At 47.1% G+C, this 11,443-nt stretch carries 11 protein-coding genes; 7 read left to right on the top strand and 4 right to left on the bottom strand.

The window, feature by feature from the left end; all coding sequences use genetic code 11:
- Window positions 1–95: 95 nt before the first annotated feature.
- From NG792_RS24915 to NG792_RS24900, 4 genes are all read right to left on the bottom strand, one after another.
- Entirely contained in the window at window positions 96–2,222 is a 2,127-nt protein-coding gene (locus NG792_RS24915) for a DUF4433 domain-containing protein (protein ID WP_261237175.1), read from the bottom strand.
- A 50-nt stretch (window positions 2,223–2,272) separates the two neighbouring features.
- Window positions 2,273–2,461 carry a hypothetical protein gene (locus NG792_RS24910; RefSeq protein ID WP_261237174.1) on the bottom strand — a complete coding sequence of 63 codons (189 nt, stop codon included), beginning with the start codon at window positions 2,459–2,461 and terminating at the stop codon, window positions 2,273–2,275.
- A gap of 93 nt (window positions 2,462–2,554) precedes the next feature.
- Window positions 2,555–2,965 carry a type II toxin-antitoxin system HicB family antitoxin gene (locus NG792_RS24905; protein ID WP_261237173.1) on the bottom strand — a complete coding sequence of 137 codons (411 nt, stop codon included), beginning with the start codon at window positions 2,963–2,965 and terminating at the stop codon, window positions 2,555–2,557.
- Window positions 2,966–3,064: 99 nt separating this feature from the next.
- Window positions 3,065–3,391, bottom strand: a complete 327-nt coding sequence (locus NG792_RS24900; protein WP_261237177.1) for a type II toxin-antitoxin system HicA family toxin — start codon at window positions 3,389–3,391, stop codon at window positions 3,065–3,067.
- Window positions 3,392–3,619: 228 nt separating this feature from the next.
- Between NG792_RS24900 and NG792_RS24895 the strand changes: the two genes are divergently transcribed.
- From NG792_RS24895 to metK, 7 genes are all read left to right on the top strand, one after another.
- Window positions 3,620–3,961, top strand: coding sequence for a hypothetical protein (locus tag NG792_RS24895; protein ID WP_261197988.1), 342 nt, complete (start codon window positions 3,620–3,622; stop codon window positions 3,959–3,961).
- Between the two features lie 408 nt (window positions 3,962–4,369).
- Window positions 4,370–5,896: a photosystem II chlorophyll-binding protein CP47 gene (gene psbB, locus NG792_RS24890; RefSeq protein ID WP_261197989.1), complete on the top strand. Its 1,527-nt coding sequence runs from the start codon at window positions 4,370–4,372 to the stop codon at window positions 5,894–5,896.
- A gap of 132 nt (window positions 5,897–6,028) precedes the next feature.
- The gene (locus NG792_RS24885; RefSeq protein WP_015148751.1) at window positions 6,029–6,124 is read left to right on the top strand and encodes a photosystem II reaction center protein T; all 96 of its coding nucleotides are present in this window, start codon (window positions 6,029–6,031) and stop codon (window positions 6,122–6,124) included.
- 317 nt (window positions 6,125–6,441) lie between these two features.
- Complete coding sequence (gene nrdR, locus NG792_RS24880; RefSeq protein ID WP_261237172.1) at window positions 6,442–7,035, top strand: transcriptional regulator NrdR; 594 nt, start codon at window positions 6,442–6,444, stop codon at window positions 7,033–7,035.
- Window positions 7,036–7,751: 716 nt separating this feature from the next.
- On the top strand, window positions 7,752–8,828 hold the full coding sequence (locus NG792_RS24875) for a 30S ribosomal protein S1 (RefSeq protein ID WP_261237171.1): 1,077 nt from the start codon (window positions 7,752–7,754) through the stop codon (window positions 8,826–8,828).
- A gap of 364 nt (window positions 8,829–9,192) precedes the next feature.
- Complete coding sequence (locus tag NG792_RS24870) at window positions 9,193–9,933, top strand: HAD family hydrolase (protein WP_261197992.1); 741 nt, start codon at window positions 9,193–9,195, stop codon at window positions 9,931–9,933.
- 70 nt (window positions 9,934–10,003) lie between these two features.
- Window positions 10,004–11,260 (top strand): methionine adenosyltransferase, encoded by a 1,257-nt coding sequence (gene metK, locus NG792_RS24865; RefSeq protein ID WP_261237170.1) that lies wholly within the window; start codon window positions 10,004–10,006, stop codon window positions 11,258–11,260.
- The last annotated feature ends 183 nt before the right edge of the window (window positions 11,261–11,443 follow it).

Here is an 11,443-nt window from a genome sequence, read left to right as displayed (position 1 = left end):
CAGCTATAACCGGCCATCGGCTAAAATCAAGCAAAACTTTTTATTTTAGCATAAAATTATTTTGCAAGAGGTCTATTAAAAAACTATATTGCTGGCTACTTAGGAGACCAGTTCTTGATTTCACCTTTCCACCCGGCATCTCGTACTTTTTGCTCATTACCTGGAGGCACTCCAATGAAGATAACATCATCCAGGGAGATACTTTCATCTACTTGTACTTCTGCTTGAATACAGGTAGGTTTGCAAGGTGTTAGTCCTGCTCTTGTATGTGGTGTGCCGTTTATATCAATGACTACAGAATCGTACATACTTTTAAGTCCTGCGAAACCTTTTTTTATGTAAGCCCCCCGTCCTGAAGCTGCGTTAATGGGGCAAAACAGCGTTTCTTCTTTCCAGAGGTAATCTGGTTTAATAGCAAGTAATACCCAGCCTTGCGTTTGGTGTCTCTCTCTAGCACGATAAAGGTACATCGAGTTATAAGATTGAATACTACAACAGATATGATTCAATTTTCCATCCCATCGGCCTTCATCTATTTGCTGGTATTCATAATTTAAATATTTTAGTTTACGAGATGAGAGTACCCCCCCATCTTCGCAAATACCTTGCAAGTTTTCAAGAGTAGTAAAATGGCACAAGCATTTAATTTCCCGTTCGGCAACAAAAGCACGAATTTGTTCAGCTTCAGCCGCATCAGGACGAGCTATAACTGGGGGTATTTTAACTATATACCGCTGAAGCCCAGGTGCTTCTTTAACCCAGTCTGGAAGTTGAAATATTAGTGATTTGCGTTCCGACCCTGAAAGTGAAGAGTGAGAAAATACTTTTTCCATCCTTGACAAAGTATTAACCAACGACCCCGACAATATTTTTATTTTTTCTTGAGGTGGTAAATATTTAAAAATTTTTTCGTTGTTCTTAGCTGAATCCGGAAGTTTCTGAAGAAGTTTAAGCAAATCGTCATAAGATTTATTTACATCCTTAGATTGATTTTTAGTTGAGTATTCTAATCCCCAATTTATATCGTCATCTTCGTCATCCAAATCCCAAATTTCGTTATAATAATTTAATTCAAATGTTTTTTGAGGGTATTGATCCAAAATTTTGGCAATTCCATCGATCGCGCTTTCATAAGATTCTGGTTTTTGAAGCTGCAAGACGAAAAAATTAATTTTTTCCTCATCTGATAAAAGGTCAAAAATCTTGGGAGATTGTTTAGCCTTCAATGGTATTTTGCCAATGACTGATGCGCGCTTATTGTCAGAGCAACCTTGGAGCAACTCAGAAATTTGCTCGATCGCGCTCTCATACTTTTCATGATTATTCAGTTCTTTAACCCAAATTTCTAGTTTTTCATCATTTGACAAAAAAGTAAAAATATTGGAATGTTGTTTAGCTGTTACCGGAATTATTGACAGCCATGAAGCTCGCTTAGGATCAGCACACCCTTGTAGCAAATCCGCAATTTTAACCGTCGCGCCCTCATACTCTTCAGGATTGTTAAGTTGCTTAATCCAAAATTCTAGTTTTTTATCATCAGACAAAAAGGTTATAATTTTTTCGTGTTTTTTAATCTCGTCAGGAAGTTTTGAAATCAATGATATTTTGTTAGGAACTGAACAATTAGCTAGAATATGAGCTACTGAATTAACAGCCTTGTCATATTGAGGCTCGTTTAGAGAACAGCCAAATACTGCTAACAACACATCGATATTATCACTGTTAACGCAATTATCGATAATTTCTCCATCTGTTTCGGTACTCAATAATTTTATATTTAAAGCATTATCTCTATATGTATTTTTGTCTCGTCGATATATTTTTCTGATATCACAAACAACAACATCTCCTCTCTTGATATCTTGCCTCGCCGAAGTAACTTCATTAATATGGAAAAAAACTTCTGCTGTAACGTTTTCACCCCGCTCGAACAATTGCAACAATTCTGAGTCGTTTATCAGAAGTATTGCACTACCAAAACCTTTTTCTATGTTATACGAATCTATCACTCCCACTTGTCTAAGTAGGCGCAGGTTCTTAGCCTCATTTTCTTCAATCTCAAAAGTGATAAACTGTCCTCTCTTGAGTTCTTGTGCTGAATGAATTTCACTTTTATGAATAGGAAAACGCTGTTCGTCTTCACATTCTAATATTTTGTAACGGTCATCCCAGTCATTTTCTGGTTCTGTTTTCCACCATTTAAAAAGTGCAACTTTAGTCATTTCAAAAGTCCAGGCATTTAATCGATTTTCAAACGATAAAGTATTTATTATTAACCGAATATCTCCAAATCATCAGGAGAGAAGGACTTCATCTCTCCTGTCCCATAACCATTATCGTCTAATAATTCATAGACAATATTTCCTTTAATTTGTGAGCTTGTTAGCTTAATGTCACAGCCTTTTTCAATCACTAGCTGCCCAGTTGATTTGACGCGATATCTTGTCTTCTTAAACCCCATATTTTGTCTCCTTAATTTTTCAAAGCAAGAGCAAAACTCAAATGCACCCTACCTACGATCGCCCCCTAAAGAAAAGACGACCTAGCATAAACGTCAATTCTGGAAACCCCGATGAGCTGCATCTGCTAAAACTTCTTCCATCCAAGCATTGATGCTCTTACCGGCTTTTGTTGCAGCAAGAAAAATTTGACGGTGCTGTTCTGGGGTGGTGCGAAATGGCAGCTTACCGGAGAAAGGCTTTTCTGGCGTTTCTCCTAATTCTTCACAAAATTCTAAATAATCATCAACAGAATCATAGAATGCCTGACGTGCTTCTTCCACGGTTTTACCTTGAAAGGTAATCACGTCTTTGATGTCCAAAACGCGACCAAAAAGGATGTCTTTTTCTGAATCTACTTCAAGTTTAGCAGTGTAACCTTTGTAAGTTAACATAGTTGCCTCAGTGGTGGAACGACGAAATGGCACAACAACACTTTTTGGAGAGTTTGTAAAATTGTGTGGCATGATGCGGTGATGGGGTGACTAGATGGGTGGTCAAGCTTTTAAAAATTTGGGGTTGGGGCAACTGGTGAAGTTGCCCCTTTCTGAACATCTTACTAACGGTTACTCAGACACAGATATAGAGGCAACTCTAGCTTTTTCTAAGAATTCCCGGACACTTTTAACTGCGTCCTTGCACACTTCCTTTTCAGGATGTGGTTCGTGAAAAACGGCTTTGACGCCGTTTAATGCAACTCGCACCCGAGACCCTCTCCCTGGGCGGACAATCGCCCCTAGCGCTACGAACAGGCTTTCAACATCTGTCCAGACAATATCTGACCGAACGGGGTGTACATAGATTGCCTTTAGCGTTCGACGCTGTTTGCTATTTAATCCACTTACCAGTTGAAGTCCCTCAGATTGAGATGCCTTTACACGAAGTGTCTGCATTATTACCCCAGCTTGACGCCATTCTTTGATGATATCAGTAAATGATATCGCTGTCAATGGACAATTTTTCTAGAGGCAGGCGAGTGGCGATCGCTAGGTTTCCCCTATTGCACTGCTACACTTCTTAGACTTAGCAACTCCAGAGTTAATGAAGGGAAAATACAAACAGTGGGTATTTTTGCGATATCTTAAAACAGCAGATTCTTCGTCTGATGCCAAGAGGAGTGCGTGAAATATTTTTTTCTAACAGAAGGCTGGACCGTTGGTCGCGTTTGGGGAGTGGAAGGACTGTGGAATGCAGTCGCCTGGAGACGCGAACCTGAAATCGAGAAAATACACTTTTGTATTGTGGAGAATAATGACGAAAAATTATGGCTCTATCGGGTGGAAGACTCCGTAATCATGGTGGAAGTCAAGCCGATTTCCCCCGCATCCAGTGGGGCCTCTACAATTGGGCAAGTCGTGCTGCGGCGTCTGATGAGTGCCGAGCAAGTCATTGAGCGCTTGTCCGCCTCAGAAGCCACCTGCCAGATTAATCGGCCCAATTTTGCGAATTTGGGTGCAACCTAAACCGCAAATTCCCAGGTCCTTGCCTGGAAACCCCAAATCAACTCCGCTTAGGGACCGCTTCTGCCGGAAGCTTCTAAAAATCAAGGCTTTAACCCCTGGCTCTAGGGGAACAAAACCCTGAGAGACTCGGCAATCTGGATGCAGCCGCTTCTCAGAAATCAGCACCCGCCACTGTACCGGGGCGATCGCTTTTCTTTACATCAATAACCAAAACTCTTGCATTCGATTCCATCAATAGTTACACTTCTTTAAATACTGTCTCATTTTTGAGATGCGATAGTCATCGTGCAGCCACTGTCCAGCCCCCAGCTTTAAGGCTTGGACCCCCAGTGAAAACGCTTTGACTTTATAAAAGGCTCAAAGATAGCGTCCAAATAGATAACTCAAACTGAGGAGGAAGCGTAGTCAATGGGACTACCCTGGTATCGAGTACACACAGTCGTTTTAAACGATCCGGGTCGGTTGATTGCCGTACACCTGATGCACACAGCTCTGGTGGCAGGTTGGGCCGGTTCAATGGCCCTTTATGAACTGGCGATTTTCGATCCGAGCGATCCCGTCCTAAACCCCATGTGGCGTCAGGGGATGTTCGTCATGCCCTTCATGGCTCGCCTGGGCGTGACTGATTCTTGGAGAGGCTGGAGCATTACCGGCGAAAGCGCAGCTGACGTCGGGTTCTGGTCATTTGAAGGAGTGGCTACTGCTCATATTGTCCTCTCCGGATTGCTGTTCCTAGCAGCTTGCTGGCATTGGGTTTATTGGGATTTGGAACTGTTCACCGATCCCCGCACCGGCGAACCCGCCCTGGACTTGCCCAAAATGTTTGGGATCCACTTGTTCTTATCGGGTCTGCTGTGCTTCGGATTTGGAGCATTTCACCTCACAGGTTTATTCGGACCGGGGATGTGGATTTCTGACCCTTATGGCTTAACGGGACATATCCAGCCCGTTGCGCCCGAGTGGGGACCCGATGGCTTTAACCCCTTTAATCCGGGTGGTATCGTGGCTCACCACATTGCAGCAGGTATTGTTGGCATTATTGCTGGCATTTTCCACTTATCTGTGCGTCCGCCTGAGCGGTTGTACCGAGCGCTGCGCATGGGGAACATTGAAACCGTACTCTCTAGCAGTATCGCTGCCGTATTTTTCGCCGCTTTCGTGGTCGCCGGTACCATGTGGTACGGTTCCGCCACCACTCCGATTGAACTGTTTGGTCCAACCCGCTATCAGTGGGATAGCAATTACTTCCAGCAGGAAATTGATCGGCGCGTACAAACTTCCCTGGCTCAAGGGGATAACCTAGAACAAGCCTGGGCCCAAATTCCTGAAAAACTGGCGTTCTATGATTACGTCGGCAACAACCCCGCCAAAGGTGGTCTGTTCCGCGTAGGACCCATGAACAATGGTGATGGACTCGCCCAAGGTTGGTTGGGTCATCCCGTGTTTAAAGATGGTGAAGGTCGCGTGCTCTCGGTGCGTCGTCTTCCCAACTTCTTTGAAACCTTCCCCGTGGTCTTGACTGATGCCGATGGCATCGTGCGCGCGGATATTCCCTTCCGTCGTGCTGAATCTAAATACAGCTTTGAGCAAACCGGCGTAACGGTGAGCTTCTACGGTGGGGAACTCAACGGGAAAACCGTTAGCGAACCGACTCTGGTTAAGCAGTATGCTCGGAAAGCTCAGTTAGGCGAACCGTTTGCGTTCGATCGCGAAACCCTCAACTCCGATGGGGTGTTCCGCACGAGCACTCGCGGTTGGTTTACTTATGGTCATGCCTGCTTTGCTTTGCTGTTCTTCTTCGGTCATATCTGGCACGGATCTCGGACGATTTTCCGCGATGTGTTTGCTGGAATCGACCCGGATCTCGAAGAGCAGGTCGAGTTTGGTCTGTTCCAAAAAGTCGGGGACGTTTCAACCCGCAAACAAGAAGTTTAGAGTGGTTTACCTCTAACTCTGAAGTCAGGTCTAACAAATGGACTGGTCCCAAAAGACAAGTGCATTTTGTTAGACCTTTTTTCTATTGCTTGGTAGACTGGTGTTACCCTTGATGATCAGGAATTTATCATTATGCAGAGTGTCGCTTACATCTTAATTCTGACTTTAGCCATCGGTGTGCTGTTCTTTGCGATCGCCTTCCGTGAACCGCCTCGCATTGGTAAGTAACAATCCGGGGGTAATTTCTGAGTTAATTGATTCCTCTAGCTGACTCATTCCATTGGGAAAAGAAGGCAAAGAAGGCGAGGCGGCCATTGCGATCGCATTGAACCTTCAAAAATAGGATATAGATAGACTCAGATTTTTTCCCCAGACTTGGACCCCACTCCTCAAGCCAGCCCCATGCTGCGCTTTTAACCGAGTTTAGGCAGGAAGATTTCACAGCGGGAACTCCCATGCGAAAAACAGCCGCTAATCGCCGGAATAATTTCCCGATTTCTTTCTGCCTTCCCCTCGGAGTTCCTCTCGCTCACAGGACAAAAATCATGCGATGTCCATTTTGCCAGCATACTGACAGTCGGGTGCTAGAATCTCGCTCCGCTGAAGCCGGTCAAAGCGTCCGGCGTCGCCGGGAGTGTCTCCTGTGCAACCGTCGCTTTACCACTTATGAACGGATTGAATATGTCCCGATCACGGTAATTAAACGCGATGGCTCCCGGGAATCGTTTGATCGCTCTAAGTTACTGCGCGGGATTGTTCGCGCTTGTGAAAAAACCGGCGTTGAGGCTGGACAAATTGAAAATTTAGTCGATGAAATCGAAGCTCAATTGCAGCAACAGCGATTTAGACGCGAAGTCACGAGCAATGATATCGGAGAATTGGTCCTTTCTCAACTGCAAGAGGTCAGTGAAGTGGCCTATATCCGGTTTGCCTCAGTCTATCGACAATTCCAAGGGATTCGTGATTTTGTGGACACTTTAAAGGACCTGCAAAATCAAAGCGATCGCCAGAGCACTGAACACTCACCCACCCCGGAAGAAGACAATTCCCCTCGAAAATCTCCCGATGATCCAGGGCAGTTAACTATCAATGATGCACCCCAGGATTCTCCCCCTGTCTCTTCTCTAGCTCAAGCCTAGAGCAAAATTACCGCTTAGGCTCTGGGTAATCAAGGGTCGGTGAGTTCCGAGGTAACCATTAACCTATCCTTAAAATAAATTCTCTTCAACCACAGCGATCGCCCTTGATCGCTCATGGATCTGTCCCCTCTTCACCGGTGGCAAGGGGTTCCTATCCCGGGTCTTAACGAGAGATTCTACAGAAATTGTTTGAAAAATTTCCCAAGCTCGGTGTTCAAAAAAGAGCATTCAAGCTATAATAGTTTTTCTAGGCTTAAAATTTTCCAAAGGAAAGCGTCTAAAATAGTACGGAAGCGTCTTTTTGACGTCATCTGAATGCTTGCAAGCCAAACCGGAAGTTGAATCGAACCAGCCCTCAAAAACAACGGCTGAATCTTTGACAGGAAACTGCTCGAAGTCAATTCTTTCCCTTTGCCTGTGAGCGGGGAAGCAGAACCCCTAGGAGCAGTCTAAACGCGCTAGTTCGTGGCCAAGACCCCCCTCCCTCTTCTTGCTTTCGCCCCCACACTAAACTCTAACTTTTTTGTTTAACCTTGGACGCCCAACCGAGGCGACCAAGGGAAAAGGAGTGTGATGGTGCACTGATGTCCAGGTTAGCCTAGACTTTAAGTTGCTCAAGATTTCTAGCCGTTTTACGGCTTCAAAATCAACATCGACAACATCTTTTCAAAAAATACACGACTACGAACGGAGAACAGTTCCAGGAATCAAATCGCATGGTCAATCAGAACACAGTCGCCAAAGATGTAGGCTTTACTCACGAGGATTTTGCAGCTCTTCTCGATAAATATGACTATCACTTTAGCCCCGGTGATGTCGTTGCCGGTACAGTATTCAGTCTAGAGCCGAGGGGCGCTCTGATTGACATTGGTGCAAAAACAGCGGCATATATCCCCATTCAGGAAATGTCGATCAACCGGGTTGACGCTCCTGATGAAGTCTTGCAATCGAACGAAACTCGCGAGTTCTTTATCCTAACCGATGAGAACGAGGATGGGCAGCTAACCTTAAGCATCCGCCGCATTGAATATATGCGGGCCTGGGAACGAGTTCGCCAGTTGCAAACCGAAGACGCCACGGTGCGCTCTCAGGTCTTTGCAACCAATCGCGGTGGAGCGCTGGTTCGCATTGAAGGGTTGCGTGGCTTCATTCCAGGGTCCCATATTAGCACCCGCAAACCCAAAGAAGAACTCGTCGGAGAAGAACTCCCCTTAAAATTCTTAGAAGTAGACGAAGACCGTAATCGTCTGGTTCTATCCCATCGTCGAGCGTTGGTTGAGCGCAAGATGAACCGCTTGGAAGTCGGCGAAGTCGTCATCGGTACAGTTCGTGGCATCAAACCTTACGGTGCCTTTATCGATATCGGCGGAGTCAGCGGTTTACTGCACATTTCGGAAATTTCCCACGATCACATCGATACCCCCCACAGCGTGTTCAATGTCAATGACGAGCTGAAGGTGATGATCATTGACTTGGATGCAGAACGGGGTCGCATCTCCCTGTCTACCAAGCAACTCGAACCGGAACCCGGGGATATGGTGAAGAACCGGCAGTCGGTGTTCGATCGCGCTGAAGAAATGGCTCAAAAATTCCGCGAACAAATGCGGGCCAAACAGCAAGGACAACAAGAGCAGCCAGCAGTTCCTGTGGCTGCCGTGGAAGAACCCGTAGCTGAAGAAGCCGAGATTGAAGTCCCTCCTGCTGTAGAAGACGCAATTGAAGTCCCTGCTGCTGTAGAAGCACCGGAAACTTCGATTACTCAAGAGGAAGTCTCTGCTGTCGCCGAAGAATAGATCGGGGAAACTCTGGCGATCGCCGGATCTTCAATCGGTGAGACTGGGTTCGGGGAGTAACGGATTAAACTTCTAACTGGATTCAAAAGCAATCCCCCCGTCCCTGGTTCACTTAACCTTGCTCCCTCATCACTGCTCCCTCCTTTGTAATCCTTTGGAACAGGAATTACCCTAGAGTGGCCCCAGCGGGGACATTTTATCACTGGGGGGAGTTTTGAACTGAGGCCATCCAGGTACTCCGTTCAGTCAATAGCAGGGCATGAAAGAACCGCAACCCCCTTTCCTCCCCTCGGGGAAAATATGCTGACTCTTGACCCCGAACCGATCGCCCTTTAATCATCACCGTCACAGGAGACTAAAGACATTGACCACCATTCAGTGTCGAGATATCAAATTCGAGCGCATTGAGGCAATCATCTTTGATAAAGACGGAACCTTAGAAGACTCAGAAGATTTTTTAAGACTCTTGGGACACAAGCGATCGCGCATCATCGACGCTCGGGTTCCGGGAACCGGAGACCCCCTCCTCATGGCCTTTGGCCTCACCAATAACACCCTCGACCCCACCGGCTTACTCGCCGTCGGCAGCCGAGGCGAAAACGAAATTGCCGCTGCCGCCTACATTGCCGAAACCGGACGCGGTTGGCTGGACGCCCTAGAAATTGCTCGGGCCGCATTTGATGAAGCCGATGAGTTCTTCAAAAAAAATGCTACCCCTTCTCCCTTATTTGTCGGCTGCCTGGAAGCGATCGTCAATCTTTCCCAGGCAGGACTCAAACTTGGCATTCTCTCCGCAGCCAGTACCGCACGAGTCCAAGCCTTCGCGCAACATTATCAGCTTGACACCTATCTTCAACTTCAAATGGGCGTGGATTCCGGGCCCAGTAAACCCGACCCCGCTCTATTTTTACAAGCTTGCCAGTCCCTCGGTGTTGAACCGGGGGTCACCCTCATGGTGGGGGACTCCCCTGCTGACTTTCAGATGGCAAAACGCGCTGGTGCCGCAGGTTGTATCGGGATTAGCTGGCGTCCGGCATCTTCTGATCGCCTCGCGGGTGCGGATGTAGCGATCGCCTCTCTAGAGGAAATCCTCATTCAATCTTGAAACTTCCTGTTACCAGCGTCAGACTAAGATAGTTTAACGATCGTTATCCAGATCCCAGGAGGACTTAACGTTGACTCGTCGCTACTTATTTACCTCAGAGTCCGTCACCGAAGGACACCCCGATAAAATCTGCGACCAGATTTCTGACTCCATTCTCGATGCCTTGCTGACCCAGGACCCCAAAAGTCGTGTCGCCGCCGAAGTCGTCGTTAACACGGGCTTAGTTCTGATTACCGGGGAAATCACCTCCCAAGCACAAGTAAACTTTGTCGAAGTCGCCCGCAAAAAGATTGCGGAAATAGGCTATACCGATGCCGGAAATGGCTTCTCGGCCAATAGTTGCTCGGTACTGGTGGCCCTCGACGAACAATCTGCTGATATCGCCCAAGGGGTTGACCAAGCGCAAGAAACCCGCGAACAGATCAGCGAAGAAGAACTCGATGCGATCGGTGCCGGTGACCAAGGGTTGATGTTTGGCTTTGCCTGCAACGAAACCCCCGAACTGATGCCGATGCCCATTTCCTTGGCGCATCGGATGTCTCGCCGACTGGCAATGGTCCGCAAAAATGGCGAACTGCCTTATCTGCGTCCCGATGGCAAAACCCAAGTTACAGTGATTTATGAAAATGGGGCTCCCGTCGGCATTGATACCATTTTGATTTCCACTCAGCACACCCCGGCGATTGCAGACATTACCGATAACCTGGCGGTACAAGCCAAAATCAAAGAAGATGTCTGGGAACGGGTGGTTCAACCTTGTTTTGCTGACCTCCAGGTGAAACCTGACGAGAACACCCGCTTTTTGGTGAATCCCACAGGTAAATTTGTCATTGGCGGACCCCAAGGGGATTCGGGCTTAACCGGACGCAAAATTATCGTCGATACTTATGGCGGCTATTCCCGTCATGGGGGCGGTGCATTCTCTGGGAAGGACCCAACGAAGGTAGACCGCAGCGCAGCCTATGCTTGCCGGTATATGGCAAAAAATATTGTAGCGGCTGGTTTGGCCGAGAAGTGCGAAGTACAAATTAGTTATGCGATCGGGGTCGCCCGCCCGGTGAGTCTGACCATTGACACCTTTGGCACGGGTAAAGTGGACGAAGATAAGCTGCTAGAAGTGGTTCAGAAGCATTTTGAACTGCGTCCGGCAGGGATTATCCAAACGTTTAACTTGCAGCGTCTGCCTGGGGAACGAGGCGGTCGTTTTTACCAGGATGTGGCCGCCTATGGTCATCTGGGCCGCACGGACCTCGACTTACCTTGGGAAGCTACGGATAAGGTGCAATTGCTCAAAGAGGCGTTGCTCCCCGCTGTGGCTGCGGTGTGAGACCGATGTTAGCTGAGATGTTCCCTCGGTCAATGTGAGAGAGCATCCGTAAGCTCGTGAAAAACCCGGTTTCTTCAAACCGGGTTTTTGAATTAATGGCCACTCACATAACGAGGAGGGCAAAAAAAGAGCGGGGGGAGGGGGTTGCTTTTTTTGGCTTAGTACAATATTATATTTATAATC

Origin of the sequence: Laspinema olomoucense D3b, from assembly GCF_025370785.1 — a bacterium.
Lineage (GTDB): Bacteria > Cyanobacteriota > Cyanobacteriia > Cyanobacteriales > Laspinemataceae > Laspinema > Laspinema olomoucense.
This window is presented reverse-complemented; position numbering and strand designations above follow the sequence as displayed.

Coding starts and splice junctions, on each gene's coding strand:
- psbB (WP_261197989.1), top strand. CDS start 4,370: ATGGGACTACCCTGGTATCGAGTACACACAGTCGTTTTAAACGATCCG.
- NG792_RS24905 (WP_261237173.1), bottom strand. CDS start 2,965: ATGCCACACAATTTTACAAACTCTCCAAAAAGTGTTGTTGTGCCATTT.
- NG792_RS24900 (WP_261237177.1), bottom strand. CDS start 3,391: ATGCAGACACTTCGTGTAAAGGCATCTCAATCTGAGGGACTTCAACTG.
- NG792_RS24875 (WP_261237171.1), top strand. CDS start 7,752: ATGGTCAATCAGAACACAGTCGCCAAAGATGTAGGCTTTACTCACGAG.
- NG792_RS24885 (WP_015148751.1), top strand. CDS start 6,029: ATGCAGAGTGTCGCTTACATCTTAATTCTGACTTTAGCCATCGGTGTG.
- nrdR (WP_261237172.1), top strand. CDS start 6,442: ATGCGATGTCCATTTTGCCAGCATACTGACAGTCGGGTGCTAGAATCT.
- NG792_RS24910 (WP_261237174.1), bottom strand. CDS start 2,461: ATGGGGTTTAAGAAGACAAGATATCGCGTCAAATCAACTGGGCAGCTA.
- NG792_RS24915 (WP_261237175.1), bottom strand. CDS start 2,222: ATGACTAAAGTTGCACTTTTTAAATGGTGGAAAACAGAACCAGAAAAT.